23 protein-coding genes and 1 tRNA gene are annotated in these 21,323 nt (G+C 63.0%); 11 read left to right on the top strand and 13 right to left on the bottom strand.

Going from position 1 to position 21,323, the window contains the following annotated elements; all coding sequences use genetic code 11:
• Both selA and CTEST_RS04600 read right to left on the bottom strand, forming a co-directional pair.
• On the bottom strand, positions 1–1,299 hold the full coding sequence (gene selA, locus CTEST_RS04605) for an L-seryl-tRNA(Sec) selenium transferase (RefSeq protein ID WP_047252746.1): 1,299 nt from the start codon (positions 1,297–1,299) through the stop codon (positions 1–3).
• A gap of 45 nt (positions 1,300–1,344) precedes the next feature.
• Positions 1,345–1,439 (bottom strand) — tRNA-Sec (locus CTEST_RS04600).
• 35 nt (positions 1,440–1,474) lie between these two features.
• On the opposite strand from CTEST_RS04600, the gene selD reads away from it, so the two are divergent.
• Positions 1,475–2,461, top strand: a complete 987-nt coding sequence (gene selD, locus CTEST_RS04595) for a selenide, water dikinase SelD (protein WP_047252745.1) — start codon at positions 1,475–1,477, stop codon at positions 2,459–2,461.
• Here selD and nrfD read toward each other — a convergent pair.
• The 6 genes from nrfD to CTEST_RS04560 form a co-directional block, all read right to left on the bottom strand.
• Positions 2,458–3,555 (bottom strand): NrfD/PsrC family molybdoenzyme membrane anchor subunit, encoded by a 1,098-nt coding sequence (nrfD, locus tag CTEST_RS04590; RefSeq protein WP_047252744.1) that lies wholly within the window; start codon positions 3,553–3,555, stop codon positions 2,458–2,460. The genes selD and nrfD overlap by 4 nt on opposite strands.
• Complete coding sequence (locus CTEST_RS04585) at positions 3,552–4,547, bottom strand: 4Fe-4S dicluster domain-containing protein (protein ID WP_083985436.1); 996 nt, start codon at positions 4,545–4,547, stop codon at positions 3,552–3,554. The genes nrfD and CTEST_RS04585 overlap by 4 nt, the downstream gene beginning before the upstream one ends.
• A complete protein-coding gene (fdh, locus tag CTEST_RS04580; RefSeq protein ID WP_236686142.1) occupies positions 4,544–7,891 on the bottom strand; it encodes a formate dehydrogenase in 3,348 nt (1,115 codons plus the stop codon). The genes CTEST_RS04585 and fdh overlap by 4 nt, the downstream gene beginning before the upstream one ends.
• Positions 7,892–7,987: 96 nt before the next feature.
• Positions 7,988–8,701, bottom strand: coding sequence for a PIG-L deacetylase family protein (locus CTEST_RS04570; protein WP_047252741.1), 714 nt, complete (start codon positions 8,699–8,701; stop codon positions 7,988–7,990).
• A 24-nt stretch (positions 8,702–8,725) separates the two neighbouring features.
• Positions 8,726–9,694: a GNAT family N-acetyltransferase gene (locus CTEST_RS13035; protein WP_052844300.1), complete on the bottom strand. Its 969-nt coding sequence runs from the start codon at positions 9,692–9,694 to the stop codon at positions 8,726–8,728.
• A 15-nt stretch (positions 9,695–9,709) separates the two neighbouring features.
• A complete protein-coding gene (locus CTEST_RS04560; protein WP_047252740.1) occupies positions 9,710–10,354 on the bottom strand; it encodes an NAD(P)-dependent oxidoreductase in 645 nt (214 codons plus the stop codon).
• Between the two features lie 135 nt (positions 10,355–10,489).
• Between CTEST_RS04560 and CTEST_RS04555 the strand changes: the two genes are divergently transcribed.
• Both CTEST_RS04555 and CTEST_RS04550 read left to right on the top strand, forming a co-directional pair.
• Positions 10,490–10,855, top strand: a complete 366-nt coding sequence (locus CTEST_RS04555) for a winged helix-turn-helix transcriptional regulator (protein ID WP_047252739.1) — start codon at positions 10,490–10,492, stop codon at positions 10,853–10,855.
• Positions 10,856–11,123: 268 nt separating this feature from the next.
• On the top strand, positions 11,124–11,819 hold the full coding sequence (locus CTEST_RS04550) for a YceI family protein (protein ID WP_047252738.1): 696 nt from the start codon (positions 11,124–11,126) through the stop codon (positions 11,817–11,819).
• Between the two features lie 14 nt (positions 11,820–11,833).
• On the opposite strand, the gene CTEST_RS04545 is transcribed toward CTEST_RS04550, so the two are convergent.
• Complete coding sequence (locus tag CTEST_RS04545; protein ID WP_083985435.1) at positions 11,834–12,952, bottom strand: MFS transporter; 1,119 nt, start codon at positions 12,950–12,952, stop codon at positions 11,834–11,836.
• 142 nt (positions 12,953–13,094) lie between these two features.
• On the opposite strand from CTEST_RS04545, the gene arfB reads away from it, so the two are divergent.
• Both arfB and CTEST_RS04540 read left to right on the top strand, forming a co-directional pair.
• Positions 13,095–13,538, top strand: a complete 444-nt coding sequence (gene arfB / locus CTEST_RS13290) for an alternative ribosome rescue aminoacyl-tRNA hydrolase ArfB (protein ID WP_083985434.1) — start codon at positions 13,095–13,097, stop codon at positions 13,536–13,538.
• Positions 13,539–13,620: 82 nt separating this feature from the next.
• Complete coding sequence (locus CTEST_RS04540) at positions 13,621–14,001, top strand: hypothetical protein (protein WP_144413220.1); 381 nt, start codon at positions 13,621–13,623, stop codon at positions 13,999–14,001.
• On the opposite strand, the gene CTEST_RS04535 is transcribed toward CTEST_RS04540, so the two are convergent.
• Positions 13,986–14,471: a DinB family protein gene (locus CTEST_RS04535; RefSeq protein ID WP_047252735.1), complete on the bottom strand. Its 486-nt coding sequence runs from the start codon at positions 14,469–14,471 to the stop codon at positions 13,986–13,988. The two genes, CTEST_RS04540 and CTEST_RS04535, sit on opposite strands and share 16 nt — an antisense overlap.
• A 62-nt stretch (positions 14,472–14,533) precedes the next feature.
• Here CTEST_RS04535 and CTEST_RS04530 point away from each other — a divergent pair, with 62 nt between their 5' ends.
• From CTEST_RS04530 to CTEST_RS04505, 6 genes are read left to right on the top strand one after another with little or no spacing between them, the layout of a single operon-like run.
• Positions 14,534–15,589 carry a tocopherol cyclase family protein gene (locus CTEST_RS04530; RefSeq protein ID WP_047252734.1) on the top strand — a complete coding sequence of 352 codons (1,056 nt, stop codon included), beginning with the start codon at positions 14,534–14,536 and terminating at the stop codon, positions 15,587–15,589.
• A 32-nt stretch (positions 15,590–15,621) separates the two neighbouring features.
• Positions 15,622–16,899, top strand: coding sequence for an NADH:flavin oxidoreductase/NADH oxidase family protein (locus CTEST_RS04525; RefSeq protein WP_047252733.1), 1,278 nt, complete (start codon positions 15,622–15,624; stop codon positions 16,897–16,899).
• A gap of 57 nt (positions 16,900–16,956) precedes the next feature.
• A complete protein-coding gene (locus CTEST_RS04520; protein ID WP_236686141.1) occupies positions 16,957–17,568 on the top strand; it encodes a TetR/AcrR family transcriptional regulator in 612 nt (203 codons plus the stop codon).
• A gap of 10 nt (positions 17,569–17,578) precedes the next feature.
• Positions 17,579–18,271 carry a type 1 glutamine amidotransferase domain-containing protein gene (locus tag CTEST_RS04515; RefSeq protein WP_047252731.1) on the top strand — a complete coding sequence of 231 codons (693 nt, stop codon included), beginning with the start codon at positions 17,579–17,581 and terminating at the stop codon, positions 18,269–18,271.
• 9 nt (positions 18,272–18,280) lie between these two features.
• Positions 18,281–18,538: a type II toxin-antitoxin system Phd/YefM family antitoxin gene (locus CTEST_RS04510; protein WP_047252730.1), complete on the top strand. Its 258-nt coding sequence runs from the start codon at positions 18,281–18,283 to the stop codon at positions 18,536–18,538.
• Entirely contained in the window at positions 18,519–18,773 is a 255-nt protein-coding gene (locus CTEST_RS04505; protein WP_047252729.1) for a Txe/YoeB family addiction module toxin, read from the top strand. Before CTEST_RS04510 ends, CTEST_RS04505 begins: the two co-directional genes overlap by 20 nt.
• Positions 18,774–18,779: 6 nt before the next feature.
• Here CTEST_RS04505 and CTEST_RS04500 read toward each other — a convergent pair whose 3' ends face one another.
• The 3 genes from CTEST_RS04500 to CTEST_RS13030 all read right to left on the bottom strand — a co-directional run bounded on the left by CTEST_RS04500 (position 18,780) and on the right by CTEST_RS13030 (position 21,190).
• Positions 18,780–19,220 (bottom strand): YtoQ family protein, encoded by a 441-nt coding sequence (locus tag CTEST_RS04500; RefSeq protein ID WP_047252728.1) that lies wholly within the window; start codon positions 19,218–19,220, stop codon positions 18,780–18,782.
• Positions 19,221–19,257: 37 nt separating this feature from the next.
• Positions 19,258–20,418, bottom strand: a complete 1,161-nt coding sequence (locus tag CTEST_RS04495) for a low temperature requirement protein A (RefSeq protein ID WP_236686140.1) — start codon at positions 20,416–20,418, stop codon at positions 19,258–19,260.
• Between the two features lie 199 nt (positions 20,419–20,617).
• Positions 20,618–21,190, bottom strand: a complete 573-nt coding sequence (locus CTEST_RS13030; protein ID WP_052844299.1) for a hypothetical protein — start codon at positions 21,188–21,190, stop codon at positions 20,618–20,620.
• Between the last annotated feature and the right edge of the window lie 133 nt (positions 21,191–21,323).

Raw genomic sequence — 21,323 nt, 5'->3', positions numbered from 1 at the left:
TTATCCCGCTCCCTGCGCGCGCCGGATCGCCGCCGCGACCTCGCGATCAAGGGTGGCGGGCACGCAACGCAGGTCGATGAGGCACACGCCCTGGTGCACCCGGGGCAGAACGACCGGATCGCCCGTGCGGAGCCGCTGGGCTAGCTCAGCGGGCAGCTCGACGGCCCAACCGGGCAGCGGAAATCCGGGTGCCCCTCCCCCGCCGACGCGGCCATCATGCTCGACGACCGTGCCGCCGACCTCACCGGCCAGGGACGTCGTCCGCGCGCGAAGAGTGTCGGGGTCCAGGTGAAGGGCCTGGTGCACCGGAGTTTCCCGAGCATTAACCGTGGCCTCGAGCGCCGCGAGCCGCAACTTATCAATGCGCAGCGCCCGCGCCAAGGGATGCTTCTTCAGCCGCGCCATGACCGCCGCGGTACCCAAAAGAATGCCCGCCTGTGGCCCGCCGAGGAGCTTATCGCCGGACGCGATGACGACGTCCGCGCCCTCGGCGAGCTGGGTCGCCACATCCGGTTCCTCCGGCAGCGCGGGATCATGGGTGAGCAGGCCGGAGCCAAGGTCAACGATGAGCGGAAGGCTGTGCTCGTCCGCCACGGCGCGAAGCTCGGTGACCGTGGCCTCAGCGGTGAACCCCTCCATGCGGAAGTTCGACGGATGCACCTTGAGCAACGCACGAGTGCGGGGAGTGATCGCGCGGACGTAATCCGCCACGTGGGTGCGATTGGTTGCGCCCACCTCGCGGAGGTTAACGTCCGTGGTCTCGATGAGCTCTGGCAAACGGAAACCCGCCCCGATCTCGATGAGCTCGCCGCGGCTGATGATCACTTCGCCACCTTCGGCCAGCGCCGTCGTCGCGAGGAGCAGGGCCGCGGCCCCATTGTTGACCACGAGCGCGTCCTCCGCGCCGGGGCAGGCAGCCAGGAGCGCACGGATGGCCCCGGCGCCACGATCGCCAGAACGCAACCCCGTGGCCAAGTCCATCTCCACGTCGACATAGCCGGCCGCCCTGGTGAGCGCCGCGGTGGCGGCATGGGACAGCGGCGCGCGACCGATGTTGGTGTGGATGATGACACCGGTGGCGTTAATCACCGGAGTGAGCGAGATCGCCTGAGCCTGGTGCAGCCGGGTAGCAAGTTCCTCGGCCACATCCTCCGGGGCGACGTCACCGGAGCGGGCTGCCTCCTGGACGGCCTGGATGTGGGAACGAATCACCGGCGCTGACAACACGTCCCTCGCCGCCACGACCGCCGGAAGCCGGAGCAGATCGTCGGTCCGGGGGATTCGACGGCGGGGATCCATCGTGGCTGGCCTTGCCCTTTCCTTTGCGGTTGAGCTTTCAAAAAATGGCGGAGACGGACGAGAATCGAACTCGCCAGACCGAGGTACTCGGCCTCACCGGTTTTGAAGACCGGGGCGCCCACCAGGACACGTACGCCTCCACATGACAGGCTACCTCGTGACTAATGTTTGAAGGATGACACCTGACATCAAGCTCACTGGATTCGCCGCCGGTGGAGGTTGCGCCTGCAAGATTCCCCCGGGAGAACTCGAAGAGGCCGTCCGCGGGCTGACCGGCGTCAGCGACGAAAACGTCCTCGTGGGCCTCGATGACGGCGACGATGCCGCGGCTGTCCGCATCGCCGACGACATCGCGGTCATCTCCACCGCCGACTTTTTCACCCCGGTGGTCAATTCCGCCTACGACTGGGGCCGCATCGCTGCCGCCAACGCCCTCTCTGATGTGTATGCCATGGGTGGGCGCCCGGTCACGGCCATCAACTTGCTGTGCTGGCCGCGCGAGAAACTGCCGATGGAGTTGCTCACCGAGGTGCTGCGCGGCGGCATGGACATCGCCAACGAAGCCGGAGCGCCCGTCACGGGTGGCCACTCCATCGACGGACCCGAGCCCGTCTACGGCATGGCGGTCACCGGCATCGCCGACCCGGCCCACCTCATGCGCAATGATGCGGCCACCGCTGGCCTCCCCATCACCCTCACCAAACCGATCGGTGTGGGGTTGCTCAACAACCGCCACAAGAACACCGGGGAGGTGTTCCCCGCAGCGATCGAGACGATGACAGCACTTAACCGCGAGGCCTCGCAGGCCGCCGTGGCCGCCGGTGCAAAAGCGGCGACCGACGTCACCGGGTTTGGCCTGCTCGGTCACTTGTACAAGATGATGCGGGCCTCCGGCGTCGCCGCGATCATTGATCACGCGACCGTCCCCCACGTCGACGGCGCCGACGAAGCGCTGCGCGACGGGTTCATCTCCGGCGGCTCGCGCCGCAACCTCGACTGGGTCCGCCCACACCTGCGCGCGGACGGCATCAGCGAGGAGGACCTCATCATGCTTGCCGACGCCCAGACGTCCGGAGGTCTCCTCGTCATCGGCGAGGTCCCCGGGTATCCGGTCATCGGCGAGACCATTGCGGGTCCCGCCGGGACCGTCACCGTGCGCTAGCCAGCGGTGGTGATGCCCTCGCCGGTATCACCGGCGTTGACACGATCTTCCAAACGGCGCTTCTGGGGCTCGATGACGTACTTGGGGTCGGTGACCGAATGCAGCCCCGCCTCCAGCACGCCGAACCGGGTGAGCGCCGAACCGGCCAAGAGAGCAGCTCCGGAGGCCGCGGCGATCTTCCGGTTGCCCCCGCCGATGAGTGCTCCGAGGCCGCCAGCGATGACGAGCCGTTCCGCCCAGTGGAGCAGCTTCCCGGCGGTGCCGTGCTCGTAGGGTTCCATCGAGATCTCATCGATCTGGGCGTGCATCGCCTTCGTCGCGGCGACATCGCAGGCCGCGCCGACAACGGCCAGGGCACGCGCCGGGCCCGCCTCTGCCACGGGGGTGGTGAGCATTCCCAGCCCTCCCGAGGCCGCCGAGGCGGAGCTGACAAAAAGGAAGGGGAGGTGGAACTTCGCGGAGTTCCAGGCGGGGTTCGACGTATCGCCAAACAGCACGGCGGTGTAGACCGCCAACGGCGCGCCGAGCGCCCCGGCGATGAGCCCCGCGGTTGGTGCTGCCGCCTGGTGGGTGACCGTGCGGGCTACTTGAGGCAACGGCAGACGACGGCCCGTCAGATCATCAGCTTCCGCCGCAGCCGACACGGCGGCCAACGTGCTGAAGCTCGCCAGAATCCAGGAACCAACGTTCATGGGCGATGACAGCTTGAACACCCGGAACATGTGGAGCAGCCGCTCCGGGCGTCCGAGGTCCGCGATCAAGGCGAGGGAGCCGACGCTGGCGGCGGTGAAGGCAGCCAGTCGGCTATTGCGCCGCAGAATTGGACGGTTGCTTAGCTGGGCGCCCGCCCCCAATAGTGCCGAGCCACCCGCCACGCCACCCAGGAACAGATAGGTGCCAATCGGCCATTCCCACGGCGGGGCTTTGACCACCGGCTTGCCGTAGTAGGACTCGAACTGCATATCCGGGACCATGCGCTCCTCACGGGAGCCATCCATTGCGCCGGCACCATGGCGCTTCTTCTTCCGCCCACCGCCGGAACCACGGCGGCGAGGCTCCACGGGATCGCGGTAGCTATCAAAACGACTGGTCACTTGCGTCCTCCGATGACAAACGAGCCGACCACGGCAACCATCATTCCCGCCGCGGCAATCGCGGCCTTCTTCGCCATCGCGGGAAGATCCGCGGTAGGAACCCGCGGATCGGGCGGCAGACCGTAGACCTCGGGGGCGTCGAGAAGCAAGAAGATGGAACCGGTGCCACCGACACCATCGTGGGAGTTCGCGCCGTACAGGCGCGCCTCGGTGCGACCCTGCGCGTGGAGCTGAGCGACCCGCTCACGGGCGCGGGCCAGCATTTCCTCGTAATCACCGAACTGAATCGACTCCGTCGGGCAGGCCTTCTGGCACGCCGGCTGGAGTCCATCCTTGAGGCGGTCATAACACAGGGTGCACTTCTGCGCGACGCCGACGTTTTTCGCCGGGGCCTGCACACCCTCCGTGAAATCGGGCCCCTCGCGGGTGTCCTTCTTCACCACTCCCCCGTCGGGGCGACGCTCAATGACGCCGAAGGGACACCCGGCGACGCAGGTTCCGCAGCCGTTGCACACATCATCCTGGACCACGACGGTGCCAAACTCCGTGCGGAACAGCGCGCCCGTCGGGCAGACATCGAGGCAACCAGCGTTGGTGCAGTGCTTGCACACATCCGACGACATGAGCCAGCGGAAATCGGGCGTATCGGGGTGATCGCTTCGAGCCTCCTCGGCCGGGGGCGCCATGGACGGCATCCCCAACCCGATGAGCTGGCGCCCCGACTCGCGGGCAATATCAATGCGCTCTTCGTCCTGCTCGATGAAGGCAACATGCCGCCAGGTATCCGCACCCAAGGAACCAGTGTTGTCGTAGGAATTACCCGACAACTCATAGCCCTCAACCGGGTTGCGGTTCCACTCCTTGCACGCGACCTCGCAGGCCTTACAACCGATGCACACCGAGGTGTCGGTGAAGAACGCTTTCCTCGCGCCCGGGGCGTAGCCCACGTGCAAGGGCGACTCCGTCAGATCGTTGGTGTTAGTCGTCGTCATGCGCGTTCTCCTTCCCGTCCCTCTCGAACCTCAATGTCTTCTTCCAAGCGATCCTCGGTCTCGAGATAACCCACCGGATCGGTGACCTTGGTGTTACCCGACGCCGCGGTCAGACCCGCCCTCACCTGATACAAGGTGATCAGATCATCGCGCGCCGCGCCACGGGGGCGCCGGCCAGCTCGGATATCACACGCGCCGACCTTCGACGCCTGGATGGACACATTCGGATCCAAGGTGATGCCCAATAAATCATTGGGGCCATCACCGGTGACCGGCGAATACGGACCATTGCCAAAGTGGAAGGGCAAACCGATGTTGTGATACTCCTGCCCGTTGATGATCATCGCCGGCATCCGGTCAGTGACCAGGACTCGAGCCTCAATCGCCCCGCGGGGAGAAATCAGCGTCGCCCACCCGGCGTTTTCCAACCCACGCAGCTTGGCCAACTCCGGCGAGACCTCACAGAACAACTCCGGTTGCAGCTCCGCGAGAAACGGCAACGCCCGCGACATCGCGCCCGAGGTGTAATGCTCGGTCAGGCGATACGTGGAGAAGGCAAACGGGTACACATCCGAGCCGAACTCACCCGGCTCCGGCTTGGACAAGTTGTCCGCGCCCGGGAAGGTGAGACGCGCCGGCGACTGCTGCTGCTCATAAACCGCGTTGCCCACCGGGGACTCATGCGGCTCATAGTGCGTGGGCAGCGGACCATCCACCATGCCCTTCGGGGCAAACAGCCAACCCTTGCCGTCCGCCTGCATGATGAAGGCGTCGGTTCCGGCCAAGGCCGCAGGGCCCACGGCGGTGTGCTCGGGCTTGTAGTCCGGGCGCAGGCCAACGGGGAAATCGGGAACATCGTCGCCGACCCACTTGCCCTGGGACTCGTCCCACCACACGTATTTCTTCCGCTCTGACCACGGCTTGCCGTCTGCGTCCGCGGAGGCACGGTTGTAGAGCAGGCGCCGGTTCAACGGCCACACCCAACCCCAATCCATGGCGAGCTCATTCTGCTCACGCCCCGGACGCTTCTTCGCCGAATGATTCACACCGTCGGCGAACACACCCGCGTAAATCCAGCAGCCACCCGAGGTCGAACCATCCGCCTTCATCTCACCGAAAGAGCTGAGCAGCTGGCCGGCCTTGTCACCGGAGACATGGAAACCGTTAATCTCCTGCAGCACCGCCTCCGGGTCCGGGTCGCCGTGCTCATCCACCGGGTAATCCCAAGTGATGTTCTGCAAGGGAAGGTCGCGCGGATCATCCGAATCAGCGAGCTTTTCGCGGATGCGCACGCCCAGGTCATAGAAGAACTTCAGCTCGCTGGTTGATTCTCCCGGCGGCTGCTTAGCCTGGAAACGCCACTGCAGCATGCGCTGGGTCTGAGTGAACGTGCCCGACTTTTCCACGTGGTTGGCGGCAGGCATGAAGAAGACCTCGGTCTCCACCTCCTCCGGGACGAGCTCACCGGATTTCACCTCCGGGGAGTCCTTCCAGAACGTGGCGGTCTCCATGAGCTGGAAATCACGCACCACGAGCCACTTGAGGTGGCTAAGACCCAGGCGCTGGAGGCGCCCATGGGACTGGGCTACCGCAGGGTTCTGGCCAAAGACCAGGTAGCCCTCAACCTCATCACGCAGCATCGCCTGCAGCGTGTGATACGTCGAGTGCGCGCCCGTGAGCTTGGGTATCCAGTTGAAACCCCAGTCATTGTCCTTCGTGGCATGCTCACCGAAGTAGGCCTTGAGCAGGCTCACCGCGTAGGTATCGCCCTTCTGCCAGAAACCAGCCTGGTTCGGGTTCGACACCGTCCACAAGTAGTCATTGAAGCTTTGCTCCTGGACCGTGGGCATGGGCAGGTAGCCCGGCAGCAAATTGAACAAGGTCGGAATATCCGTGCTGCCCTGGATGGACGCATGCCCGCGCAGCGCCATGATGCCGCCGCCCGGACGACCCATGTTGCCCAGCAGCAACTGCAAGATCGCGGAGGTACGGATGAACTGAGCGCCCAACGTGTGCTGGGTCCAGCCCAAGGCGTAGGCGAAGCACGTCGTCCGATCGCGACCGGAGTTTTGGGTAATGGACTCCGCGAGGTAGTAGAAGTCCTCGATCGGAATGCCACAGGTTTCCTGCACCAACTCCGGGGTGTAGCGAGAGTAATGGCGACGCAAGATCTGGAACACGGTGTGCGGATCCTGCAACGTCGGATCCTGCTTGAAGTGCCAGGTATCCAGGGGCGCGCCACCATCTCCGGCGGACTCCGCCCACGCGGCCTTCTGGTGCTCATCATTTTGATCCGTGTCCGTCGGCGTTTCTACCCGCACGGCATGGGTCTCCCGCTGGTACTCCCACGTCTCATTGTCATACTGGCCCGTCTCCGGGTCGAAACCAGAGAACAACCCGTCGAGGTCCTCGGTATCAAGGAACTCCTCATTGATCAGCGTGGCAGCGTTGGTGAAGTTAAGGACGTACTCCTTAAACCACAGATCATTTTCGATGACATAGCTGATGAGCGCGCCCAACAGCACGACATCACTACCGGCCCGGATACCGATGTGACGGTCCGCCATCGCTGACGTCCGGGTGAAACGCGGATCGACGTGAATGAGTCGAGCTCCGCGCTTCTTGGCCTCCATCACCCATTGGAATCCAACGGGGTGAGCCTCGGCCATGTTTGAACCCTGAATGACGATGCAGTCTGCATTCGCCATATCCTGCAGTGGCTGGGTCGCTCCACCGCGGCCAAACGAGGTTCCTAAACTAGGAACCGTGGCGGAGTGTCAAATACGAGCTTGGTTTTCCACCTGAATGGCGCCGGCGGCTGTAAATAGCTTCTTGATCAGGTAGTTTTCTTCATTGTCCAGCGTCGCACCACCCAGGCCGGCGATGGCCATGGTGCGGTTGACCGGGCGACCAAACTGGTCGGTGTCCTGCCAACCGTTGCGGCGGGATTCGATGAAGCGCTCGGCGATCATATCCATTGCTTCATCGGGGTCGAGCCGCTGCCACTCGGTGGACTTCGGTGCGCGGTACAACACCTCCGTCTGGCGCGACGAAGAGTTAACCAGCTGCTCCGATGCCGAACCCTTCGGGCATAACCGCCCGCGGGAGATCGGCGAATCTGGATCGCCCTCGATCTGAATGACCTTCTCATCCTTGACGTAGACGAGCTGGCCGCAGCCCACCGCGCAGTACGGACACACGCTCTTGACCACGCGGTCTGCCTCGGAGGTGCGAGCGTGCATGTGCTCACTCTTCGGCGATTCGGCATTGTGATCTCGGCCAAAGGCGTCACCATCGCGCAATTGCTTAATGACGGGCCAGTTCAGCGGACTCAGGCGGGACATAATGACAACTTTAGCCTCATTTGTTTGGTGGGTCACAGCCGGGTGGGCGCCCGGGTGTTGTCCGAAAGTTGGATATGCGCGCGGGCTTATACCGGCCTACACCGGGTCGAAAACCCGGAACTGCACGGCCGGCTGGCCATCCGGCTGCTCCAGCATCTTCGGGATGAACACGTCCGGCTTGGGGTGATTGGGCAGCTCCTCCAGGTATCGCACGTGGCTGGACAGGGAGGCGATGCCTGCCTGGACTGCCGCGGCGTCGATAAGCATCCTGTGGGTGGGTTCGCCAGCATTGACGATGAGCAAGCGCGTGACCTTCCAGGCTTCCAGATCGGGATCGCTGAAGATCCACGGATTGTCGGCGTCGCGGACGGCATCCACCGTGGCCAGCCCCACCGCGCGATGGTCGGCCTGGTTGAACGTGCCATAGGCCTCTAGCTCAAAGTTCGCGGTGATGACGGTATCGGGGCGGAACTCGCGGATGCGACGGGCGATGTCGCGGCGCAGATCCAGGCCATACACCATCTGCCCATCAGGATGATCGAGCAGCGTCAAATCACTCACGCCAACGGCCTCGCAGGCGCGGCGCTGTTCCTCGGCGCGCAGCGGGCCACACTCAGCCGGGTCGAGGGAACGAATCCCCGCTTCACCGTGGGTGAGCAGCAGGTACGCCACCTCTACCCCGGCGCGGGTCCACTGGTCGACCGCGCACGACAGTCCATATTCTGCATCGTCGGGGTGGGCGACAACGATGAGGACTCGGGCGATGTCGGAGGTATCAAGGTCAGGGAGAATCTCAGGTGTCGTTGTCATGACACCAGGGTAGCCACGGCCAGCTCAATTCTGCCGCCATTGCCAGGAGTGCAGCCGATCCGTCTCCTCAAAGCCCAGGTCGCGGTTGATGGCCAGCATCCAGTGGTTGTCCACCGCGTTCCACGTGTGGATCCTGCTCACGCTGGGGTAGTTGCGCTGGAGCAGCCGGATATTCTCCAGTTTGACGGCTCGGCCGAGCCCGTGGCCGCGGTCTTCCTTTCGCACCAAGGTGCCATCCTGGTAGGCGAATTCCCTGCCTTCCAGCGATGTCTCCAGCGTGGTGTACGCGACGGCCTCCCCGGTTGCCCTGCGCAGCGCCACGGCGGTGAACACGGCGAAACCCCCGGCCGCGATCTTCGCTTCCCACGCTTTGATGCGGTCGACGTCCCACACCTCAGGCTCGACGTCGGCCTCACCGATGGGGGCATCGGTGCTCATGCGCTCACGCAGGCGGCACATCGGTTCCACGAGATTCTCGGGCGTGGCGCCTTCGAAGCTCACTAGCTCGTAGTCACTGCTGGTCGTGGGCTCAGCCGCATCGTCCAGCACCAACGTACTGATAATTTCCTCATGCACCCGGTTAAATCCGTGGCTGCGCAACCAGTTGATCGTACCCGTGAGCCCCTGCAGCGCGACGCAATTCACCGTCGTGCGGGCCGTATCTTTCCGAAGGTTATCGACGCCGCGCCACAGCGCGTCCAGCACATCTATATCGTCCGGCGCCGCCCGCATCTGCAATTCCATCAAGTGTTGGTTGTCCAACAAGGGGAGAATCACTTTGGCCATCCCCACCGGGGTGTCACCCCGGTAGGCGATGAAGGCGTCCCGCCTGCTCAGCCGGTCACTATGGGAAATCGCGACGAGCTCCGGCAGCGTCCACTGGAAGTCTGCGCTCCACGGGGAACCGGGATCCGCGCGCTCCCACACCTTAAGGCCATCGGCGGCGGCTTTGGCGGTGAGTTGTCCATGGTGGACGACGGTGATGGCGGGCATGGCGCCAGTGTAGAGCTAGTAAGCCACCGAGAACCGCTCACGGCGATGAGCCGGCTGCTCGATCTCGTCGACCACCGCCTGGGCGAAGTCCGCCCCCGAGATCTCACTCTTGCCTTCCGCATCAACCATGAGGACGTCCCCGCCAATGCGGAACGTACCGGTGTGCTCGCCGGGAAACCAAGGGCCGAAGCTGCCGGCCGGGCTTACGTAGAACCAGTCGAGGGCTTCGTCGGAGGCACGCAGGTCATCGAGAATGCGGGCCATCTCATCGGCCTCGGGCTTGATCTCTGCCGGGAACCCCTCACCCGAAGCCACGGTCGGGCCGCCCGGGGCGACGAGAAGTGATCCCGCGCCGCCGATAACTCCCAATCGGGTACCGGACTTCGTTGCAAAGTCCGCGACTTCCTTAGAGACGCCTTCCAGCTTTCCTTCCAGTGCGCCGCGCGGTGAGAGAGCTCCGACAATCACGTCAGCGCCTTCCAGGGCAGCTGCAAGGGCCGCTGAGTCCAAGACGTCTACCTCTACATAGGTGACACCAGGTGTCTTGTCGGCAGGCGCGGTGCGCGACAGTGCCGTGACCTCATGCCCGCGCTGCGCGGCTTCCCGAACGATATTTCCACCGGCGTAGCCAGTGCCACCCACAACGATAATCCGTGCCATGTTCCTAAACTCCTTGTTGTCTATGGGCTTTTTTCTGAAACCCTGGTCACTTACGATAAGTAAGTAACAACGCAATGGCTAGTACTTACCCAAAAGTTCGTATCGCACTCTTTCGTTCCCGAGAGGATCCCAACCATGGCCACCCACGCCTGGGACCCCTACAACCGCGACTGCCCCACCCGCCGCCTCCTCGACCGAATCGGCGACACCTGGACCCTCCTCGTCGTGGGTGCCCTATCCGACGGCCCACTGCGCTTCGGCGAGCTCAACAGGCGCATTGATGGCATCTCCCAAAAAATGCTCACCCAAACCCTGCGCGCATTAGAACGCGATGGCCTGGTCAAACGCACCCAGTACCCAGAAATCCCACCGCGCGTCGAGTACGAACTCACCCCGGAGGGGCATTCGCTGCGCGAGCCCCTCGACGTCCTCAAAGAGTGGGCCAATGCGCACATGTCCAGCATCATCGCCGCCAGGGAGCTTTACGACGCCCCCGCCTAGCTCCCCGGCACAATGTCCCGCCATGGGAGTGTGGGACACATCACGGCACTTGGCAATTAATTCCAGCCCAGCGCATGTGACCTCGCTTCGAGACCTACATAATCGACGATCTACCTGCGATTCGTCTCGTCGGGCGACCGCGCACTCGGAAACGATCGCTATTCAGAGTTTCTCCGGAAATTCCTGTGAAGTACCTCAATCATGGTGACATGTCCACAACGAGGGTTTAGCGTTGTCTCGTACCTCAAGGCAACCTAAGGAGACCACCATGACCGAGAACAGTTCCGGTAGGACCAAGAAGATCATCGCCATCGCTGTCGCGGTACTGGCAATAATCATCGCGGCAGCATTGATCATTCCCCGCATCTACGCGGCAAATGAATCAAGCGACGTCGCCGCCCCCAGCCTGAGCAGCAGCACCTCAGCCACAGCCACAACCGATGCTGCCACCGACATCAATGGGGCATGGACCATCAGCACTGGTTCCTACGCGGGATACCGAGTCAACGAAGTCCTCAACGGCGCCGACGTCACCGTCGTCGGCCGCACCGAGACCGTCACTGGCGACGCCGCCGTAGACAACGGCACCCTCAACTCCGGCAGCATCACCGTCGACCTGGCCAGCGTGACCACCGACTCTGACCGCCGCGACAACTACTTCCGTACCCAAGCCATCGACACCACCGCCAACCCGAACGCCGTGTTCACCATCACCGAGCCTGCTTCCCTCGAAGGCCTGGGCAGCGACCCGATCGATGTCACCGTCCAGGGCGACCTGACCATCAACGGCGTCACCCAGCCGGCCTCCGCGACGCTCCAGGTCGCAGTAGTCAACGGCGAGATCAACGCGGCTGGCAGCATCCCCATCACCTGGTCCGACTTCGGCGTCGAAGCACCTAACCTGGGATTCGTTGCGGTTGAAGACGCCGGAACGCTGGAGTTTCTCGTCGTCCTGGCGAAGTAGTTTTCCAGGCCAGCTCAATCGACGGCGGCCGAATATATCCGGCCGCTCACGAGCTGTCCTACGCTCCCGCCCAGTGACGACGTCAGCGAAAACAGCGCCACGATCGACGTTCGCCGCGATTCATTACCCACTGAATACTGCACATCCCAGGCAACGACCACGTTCAGTACTTCACCGACTGTTCCCAGAAGTGACCCCACCAGGAAACCAAGCAGAATCACAGCCGGGGCAACTGAGGAAGTCAGGAGAAAAAGAAAGAACCCGACTGAGCCAATCCCAGTCAGATATGCAACAGCAATCAGCTTTAGAGGATAGGCCACTCGACCATCTGGAGAAGTCACCCTGGAAATGAGTCTCCGCACGGCATCGTTGACCACAATTCCCAGGACTGAGGACGCAAACAGAAGCCAGGCATAGCCCGGCCCGAAACCGGCGACGACGAACGGGAGCAACGCCCCGGCGATACCGACGATGAGGAAGCCTCCCACAAGCAGCCACCATATTCCCCAGTCCCCCGCTTGAAGCCCCATCGGCACGCGCGCTCGATGCTCCCCCGGCTGACCGCTAGCGCCTTCACCCCTGAGCAGGTACGTCGCTGAATAGCAGGCCAGGTACGCCACCATGCCCACGAAGGCGACGGCTAGATACAGCCGGGTTTCAAAACGCAGCACTATCGGGACGAGCGCACTACCCAGCAACGCAACCGTGAGCGTCCAGGTGCGCAGGCGTGATTTGAAACCAATCAACTCTTGCTTGTCGATGTAGCGAGGAGGGAGCGCACCTCGCAGAGGTGACACGACCCGCCCCAATCCGAACGCGGCTGCCAACACAATGACGAACGTGTAACCCGAGCTAAAGAACATGGCTAGGTAAACGGCAACCTGTACCACTTGAACCGCCATGAGGACTCGGCGAGTACCCCAGCGATCCCCGAGAGCTCCCACGGGAAACGACAGCACGATCCCGAGAAAGAGAAATGCTCCCACGAGTGACATCGACAATCCCGGATGCACAGTGGAGCGGTCTAAGACCAAGAAACCGATACTCGCGGCTAGGAAAGACGTGGCGAGAGCATCAGACAGGACATTTAAGGCAATCAAAGCCTTGGGAGTGGCTCGGACAAGTGAATTCATGGCGAGAGATCACCGGCCGGGAATACTGAACAACGTCGGACCGTGAGTTCTGCCCGTCGACGTTCACGCGTTGTTAGCAAGCCCATATCTATCTCTAGCACACGTCAGAAGTGCCCGCGTAGAGCCAGCTAGAGTGGTTGCCATGAAAGATCTGCCTATCGCGCCAGGTCCCGGGGTTCCCGAGGGCCTGGTTATTCCTGCGGCAGATCTCAATGAACGTTTTGCCCGGTCTTCGGGTCCTGGTGGCCAGGGTGTCAACACCACCGATAGCAAGGTTCAGCTATCGATCGACCTTGCAGCTACGAGTGCGTTGACCGATGCTCAACGCCGTCGGGCCTTGCGCAATCTCGACAATCGGACCAGCGGAACCGTGCTCACCGTCTCCGTGTCCACGCAGCGGTCTCAGATTCGCAACCGGGCGGAAGCCCGGGAGCGCATGGCTGCGCTGTTGCGCCAGGCACTGGCGCCGCCACCACCGCCCCGGCGGGGGACGAAGCCGACGCGGGGATCAGTGCGGCGTCGATTAGCAACGAAGAAGCACCGATCAGATATCAAAGCCGCGCGGCGTCGACCCACTTTCGAATGATCCCTGGGCAGCCGCCACCAATTCCCTTGGACTATTCGGATGATCGAACATCATTGCCGATAGCTGCCCTATGGTCGAAGACATGGCTACTCACTATGAACTGAACTATGACTGGTCGAAGCTGGGCCCGACACCGTGGACGGAAACGTCCCTGGTGAAGCTGCAAGCCGACTTCCACTCCTACGACGACGGCGACCAGCTGTGGCTGACAATCAGCCGGTGGTGGGAAGCAATGGAAAAGGACGACACTGGTGTCGCCTTCGATGGGGGCTGTTTCTTCCCCGCGCTGGTGCGGGTATCTACAGAGCACGTGACCGCGTGGATCTGTTCGCACGGCGAAGATGCGTTTGACTCAATTGCGCACTACGCGGAGGAGCTGCGCGCAGTGGCCGAGTCGGCCGATACCGACGTCGTCGCCACGTGGACGGAACTCCCCCACACCGTTGATCAGGCGGAACGCTGAGCCACGATCTGCTCGACGAGGATGTCAGCGTGGCCTGCGTGTTGGGCTAGCTCGCGGATGCAGTGAGTAAGCACCCACCGGAGAGTGAGCTCGCCCATGCTCGGATGGATGCAGCGATCGTCCAGGTTTAGTTGGATAATGACCCGGTCGGCGGCAGCAATGGCTTTCTCGTGTTCTGCAGCTAGGTCTGCGAGGGTGTCGTCGGACTCAAGAATGAAGCTCTCATCCACAGTCTCGGGAATGTCCATGTCAGCGCGCGTTTTCCCGCCGAAACGGCACACAAACCACACATTCTCAACGAAGGCCGCGTGTTTGAGAAGCCCCATCGGAGTGGTCAAGGAGGGCACGAGGCGGCGGCGAGCTTCCTCGTCGGTGAGCTGTAGGACGGTTTGCCGGAGCAGCCGCCGATGCTCCGACAGGAACGACAGCAATACGTCGCGTTCTTCCTCGGGCATTTTCTCGGTGCTCATCGGGAATGTCCTCTCGTCGGTTCCTGAACGCCCAGACTAGCGGCCTGTGGTTCACTTGCGGCATGTCCCTCATGAGCAAGTACCGCTCCACCGGAGCCGACCCACTCTTTGGCGATCCCCGTCGCGCCCACCGCGGAGTGGCGATGGAGGGGTACTTTTGGCGAATCACCGACCCGGACACCGGCCGGGTGGTCATCGCGCTGTGCGGAGCAAACGAAGGTCCTGACGGGGCTTGGTCGACGGTCGGTTTAGCTTCATGGCCGAATGGCGTCGTGCGCACCGAGGCCCTCGACGGTGCATGGACCAATCCCGATGGTCTCGGCGTCCGTGGCGGGTTTTCTCCTGATGAGGGCGCCAGGCCAGCCTTTGATGGCAGCGACCGAGAATTGCACGTCAACCTGGGCGAAGACGCGCAACTCGACGTGACGTTCCACGATCTCAGCCCGTGGCCGCACCGCATGCTCGGCGGGTCCAGCATCTTCCAGACGATCCCGGCACTCAACCAATATTGGCACCCGTGGCTGCCCAGCGGTCGCGCATCGGGCACGGCAAGGGTCGGCGGTGAGACCTGGGAGTTCGATGGTGCCCAAGTCTATTCGGAGAAGAACTGGGGTCGCGAAGGCTTTCCCGAATCGTGGTGGTGGGGTCAGGCGCAGGGCTTCGCGGAGCCCGGCGCGTCAGTGGCCTTCGCCGGAGGTGTGGTCACCTCCGGCCCCCTCACGGTCGAGGTGACGGCGTTGGTGGTGATGCTTCCCGACGGCCGCGTCATACGACTCGGCGATCCCGCCATCAGTCCGGTCACCACGACCACGTCCGACGAGCAGTGGCATCTATCGGGTCGCGGTTTCGGGTGGCGGATTGAGGTGTCGGCCTCCGCTCCCTTGGACCAGGCTTTCGTGCTGCCGGTACCGCTGCCCAGCGAGCATCGGAATACACCGGGTGACCTGGAGCATCTCGTGGGTGATCTCTCGGTGACTGTGTCAAGGTTTGGCAAGCACGTGTGGACGGGCACGACCACGCTCGCTGCCCTGGAGCATGGGGGCTTGGATCGGGCCCGGGCGGAATTGCGACGTCGAGGGCTGGATGAGGGACTGACGCACGCGCCACCGCGATGTTGACACCGTTAACTTAGCTCGCTACCCTCCCATGTATGCACCGCTTACATTCCACGTCTCTCGTCTTTGAACCCCTCACTCTCGCCAACGGAGCGACACTGCCCAACCGCATCGCCAAAGCCGCGATGGAAGAAAACATGTCCGCCCCCGGCCAGCTGCCCGGCGATGAACTGACCACCCTGTACCGACGCTGGAGCAACGGCGGCGCGGGCCTTCTCATCACCGGAAACGTCATGGTCCACGATGCCGCAATGACCGGCCCAGCCGGCGTCGTCCTCGACGGCGACCAGCCCCTCGACCCCTTCCGCCGCTGGGCGGACGCTGCTAAGTCCGGTGGCGCGCGGGTGTGGATGCAGATCAACCACCCCGGGCGCCAGGTCATGGCGGACATGCCGGGCGTGGCATGGGCGCCCTCGGCGCGTCGCGTGGCATGGGCGCCCTCGGCGCGTCGCGTGGACGTCGGCAAGCAAAGTGGACGTTTCGCCGAGCCAACCGAAATGACGCCTGCCCAGATCCGGGAGACCATCGACCGCTTCGCCACCACGGCGGCGCTGGCGGAGCAGGCCGGCTTTGACGGCGTGGAAATCCACGCCGCACACGGGTACCTGCTGTCCCAGTTCCTCTCGCCGCTGAGCAACACGCGCACCGATGAATGGGGCGGCTCACTGGATAATCGCGCCCGCCTGCTGCTCGACATCGTGCGGGCAGTCCGCTCCGTAGTCGAACCGGGCTTCGCCGTCGCCGTGAAGCTCAACTCCGCGGATTTCCAGCGCGGAGGGTTCGACGCCGATGATGCCCGGCGCGTCATCGACTTGCTCGCGCCCCTGGGAGTTGACCTCGTCGAGCTCAGCGGCGGCAGCTACGAAAGCCCCGCGATGACCGGATCCTCCGCCGATGAACGCACCCTGGCCCGCGAGGCGTACTTCCTTGAACTCGCCACCGACCTGGCCGCGACGAGCCCCATCCCCCTCATGCTCACCGGCGGCATCACCCGCCTGCCCGTCGCGGAGGAAGTCCTGGCAGAGGGCGTCGCGGTCGTCGGCATGGGTTCGGCCTTGGCCGTGGACCCGGACCTGCCGAACACGTGGCAGCAAGACCAGGCAGCGAAGGTGACATTGGCACCCATCACGGCGAAGGACAAGACCATCGCCTCGGCCATGTCGATGGCCCGCGTCCGCGTCCAACTGCGCCGAGTAGGTGCTGGCAAGCCCACGCGCCCGGGGGCCAATCCGTGGTTGACGTTCGCCGCGGAACAGGTACGCCAGAAACTCGCGCTGCGTCGCTACCGCCGTTGGCTCAACGCTCGGCACTGAAAACGGCACTGAAAACGGCACTGAAAACACGGCCCAGCGGGGATACCATGAATGGCAATGAATTCAGGGGCGCCGAGCACAGGCGCGGAAAGTGCAGATGAGATGGCGACCGAAGCCAAATCTTCCTATCACCACGGTGATCTGCGGACGGCGTTGCTCACCCATGCCACAGACATGCTCGAGTCCGGGGAGAACTTCTCCATGCGGGCACTGGCCAAGCGGGCGGGCGTGTCCAATGCTGCGCCCTACCGGCACTTCAATGACCGGGAGGCGCTTGAGTCTGCGGTGGCGATCGACGGGTTCCAGGACCTCCGGGCCCAGCTCGGGTCGCTGCCCTCTCCCCCCTCCGATCCGGCTGATCTCGCCGAGTTCGGCGTCATCTACGTCCGCTTCGCCTTGGCCCACCCGGCCCGCTTCAAGCTCATGTTCGGCCGCGAGTGCGATGACCGCGACGACGAGCGAGTACGCGCCGCTAGAGACCTCAATGATCTCCTGACCAGCGCCGTCGCGGAGGTCTTCCCCGACTCGGATGCGCCCGCCCTGGCCACTGCGGCGTGGGCGCTGGCCCACGGGCTGGCGTTTCTCCATCTCGATGGGAAGCTCGACAATCACGACCCCACGACTATCGACGCCCGCGTCCGCACCTCGTTCGCCGCCATCCTCACTTAAGGAGCACACCATGACCAAGCGCATCCTCCACGTAGTCACCAACGTCGACCACTACGAATCCGACCCCTCCCACCCCACCGGCCTGTGGCTCTCCGAGCTCACCCACGCCTGGGACGAGTTCGAGGCCCAAGGCTTTGAGCAAACCATCGTCAGCCCGGTCGGCGGCCATTCCCCGCTCGAGCCGCGGTCGCTGAAATTCCCCACCTACGACAAGTCCGCGAAGGCGTGGCACGAGAATCCCGAACGCATGGCGCTTCTCGACGACACCCGTTCCCCAGACCAGCTCCAATCCTCCGACTTCGACGCCATCTTCTTCACCGGCGGCCACGCCGTCATGTACGACTTCCCCGACTCCGAAGGCCTCCAACGCCTCACCCGCGAGATCTTCGAAGCCGGTGGCGTCGTCGGCGCCGTGTGCCACGGCTACTGCGGGCTATTGAACACAGAGCTTTCCGACGGCCGCCTTCTCGTCGATGGCCGCCGCCTGACAGGTTTCTCCTGGCAGGAAGAAGTCCTCGCGGGCGTCGCAAAGCTGGTACCGTACAACGTGGAAGCCGACATGAAAGAGCGCGGCGCCGACTACCACAAAACCCTCGTTCCTTTTGCCCCCTATGCCATCGCAGATGGCAACCTTGTCACCGGGCAAAACCCCGGCTCGGCGAAGAAAACTGCGGAGAAGATGGTCGAGGTGCTCAAGGGGTAGCGCGCCGCAATGAGAACTATGAGCTACACCGAGTCACGTGCCAACTACGCACAGGTTCTGGACGATGTGACCAATGATCGCGAAGCAATCGTCGTTACTCGAGCCGGACACGACCCTGTCGTCATGGTCTCGCTCGCCGATTACGAATCCCTTCGAGAAACTGCTTACCTGCTCCGCTCCCCCGCTAACGCGCGGCGTCTTCTCGACGCCATGGAACGCCTTGAAGCCGGCCGCGGCGAACCACATGATGCCGCCTGTCTGGGATGAGCATGCGTGGGACGACTATCTCTGGTGGCAAACGCAAGACCGAAAAGTACTGAAAAGAATCAACCTGCTAGTGAAAGACATTGTCCGAAACGGCAATGAGGGGATTGGCAAACCGGAGCCGCTGAAGCACGACTTCGCCGGCTACTGGTCTCGCCGCGTCACCGACGAGCACCGGCTCGTCTATAAACTCACCGCAACAGAGCTTCGCATTGCCGCCTGCCGCTATCACTACTGACGTGTGTCAGGCTTTAAGCACGTATCTCAAGATCTCCACGACCTGATCGGGCGTCGTGCACCAGGCCTGGGCTGCGGCATCGACTTCCTTGAGCGGATGAACAATGTCCTCACCATGCAGCGTCACATAGGGCTTACCTAGAGCCGCACAATAGCCCGCGTCAAAAGCAGCGTTCCACTGCTTATACTCCTCACCGAAGCGGACGACGACCATATCCGCCTGCTCGATGAGCGTCCGAGTACGAATGGAATTGACCTTGGCGGACTGATGATCGCGCCAGAAGCCGCTGGCAGCATGAGCAAGGTGATCACCCGCGGCATCACTGGCCGGATGATCAGTCACCGGAGCCGTAAAGACGACATCGAGCCCCGCAGCGGTGGCCCCGCGCTGGATCTGCTCGCGCCAATCAGTGTGGATCTCGCCGGAAAGATAAACAGTGAAACTCATGGGTGATTCCTCCTAATGTGGCCTTCTATGGCGCAGGCTACCTCACCTCGTCCACCGGCGGCCGCCAGACGAGCACCGCGACAGTGACCGCCAAGATCACCGCAGTCAGCGCGAACGGGACGGGAATGAGTGGGTCGACGAGTACTAGGATGCCCGCCAACGGCACGACAGTATTGACGATCCGGTCGGCGTGAGACCTTATCGCCAGCACCCAAATGCCGAGGATAAACACGGCTAGCGGGATAGTAAACGCGAAAGAAGCCCACGGCTGATGCAGCTCGCTGCGCCCAGTGATGACATCGATCTCAGCCTCAATACCCGCAGAGAACGCTCCCGCCGCAGCGAAGATAAAAAAGTGCCCGTACCCATAAACCAAGGAACTACTAAACGAGCTAATAGCGTTGTGATGCGGCGGCCAGAAATAGATCCACCACAACGCGGCCGTCGCGACCAACGTGAGCACCGCCATCGCGATCAAAGGGCCAAGATCATGGTCGTCGTGGACGGCCTCGATGATGGCGTTGGCGGAGGCCAAAAGGCTCTCGCCAAGCAAGATGAGCGCGAACAGGCCGTAGCGTTCCGTGATGTGGTGCGGGTGCCAGGGCGTCGACCCAGTGTTCTCAGCGAGGATCGGCACCGCCAGCTCCGCCAAGATGAGGACTACCAGGGCGACGTAGAACAGGTCCGTTGGCAGAAGGAGCGAACCTAGCCATATCACCTGCACCACGGCAATCCCTGCGGCATAGATCTGCGTCGCTCGGCGAGTCGGCCCCGCCCACCGGGAAGCCCGCAACCACTGGGCAACCATCGCCAGACGCATGACAATGTAGGCGATGATGAGGACCGTGAAATCGCGGTGCTCGAAGACGGGGCCAATGCCCGAGGCAAGCACCAAAACTCCGGCCATCTGCACGAACGTGAGAACGCGATACAACCAATCATCAGTATCAAAACTGGTGGCGAACCACGTGAAATTCATCCACGCCCACCAAATCCCGAAGAACACCATCCCGTAGCTGGCGATCCCGTCCCAGACATGGCCTGCGCTAAGGGCGTGATGTAGTTGGACTGCCGCGGTACTGACAGCGACGACGAAAACCAGATCGAAAAACAGCTCCAGCGTCGACGCAGTACGACCCTCTTCACCGGGGTCGCGGGGGCGCATCGGAACGAGGCGGAAGCGGGATTGAGTTGTCATGGCAAGGCTTTCTGCGCAGGGGGACGGTCCCGCAATGATCTTAGTTGAGGCAGAAAGCTCTCCCCCGTTTTCCGCGGTGCAAGTGAGTCGGCGAAATGCACCGAGTTGTCGCTAGTGCAGTAGTTCAGCGCGTGCCGTGGCGTGCGACCGTTTGCTCGGTTCGCCTCTCTGGCCGAGGGGGTTCGCGGGGTTCGAGCTATCACACTTTGGTGAGAACCTTCACGACGCCCCGGGCAGTCCTCCCAAACTTGGACCTCATCTCCCGACGAACCTTCCAGACCCACAACCGCCTGAGTTCCCAATCTTCGCCCCTGGCAGAGTCTCCCGCTTCCTCGAGCCTCAACGCGAACAGCGCGAGCGCAGCCACCACATCGCTCGGTGTACCGGCGATTTTGTACGCCCTCTTGATCTCATCACCGGAAAGGATGAAACGCACAGCATCCGCATCCGAGTCGTAGACAAAAGCATCAGCGCCTTCGACTGCGAAGACCAGCCAGCTCGGGGGCCACCCCTCGATCGGCACATTCTTCCGGAAGTTCCACCCAAAGGCATCCTGTTCCTTCCAGAGATCCGCCAGTCGAGGGACGAGAATGTCGTTGCCCCCACAGTCGAAGCTGACACCCCGAGGCTTTCGGCCGTCCTCTCCGAGAGGACCCATCTCCTGATAGAACTCAATGAGTGCCGGGGGCAGCGGCATTGGCCCCTGCCAGTCAGAGGCGGGCTGAGGCGCGCAGACGCCGAAGTGCTTGAGAAAATCTAGTCCATTGGTCATGGAAATAAAGTACGGGATCCTTCTCGATGCCGCAGCTGAAGGCACGAAAGTTCTCTCATTGATCAGCCAATGTAGCCAGCGGCGATTGCCCCCGCGAGGTGGAAGCTACATTTGGCAGGAGGCACGGAGCTAG

The sequence above is a fragment of the Corynebacterium testudinoris genome, from assembly GCF_001021045.1.
In the GTDB taxonomy this organism is placed as follows: domain Bacteria; phylum Actinomycetota; class Actinomycetes; order Mycobacteriales; family Mycobacteriaceae; genus Corynebacterium; species Corynebacterium testudinoris.
Note: the sequence above shows the minus strand (reverse complement) of the source record. Positions and strands in the feature narration are given on the sequence as shown.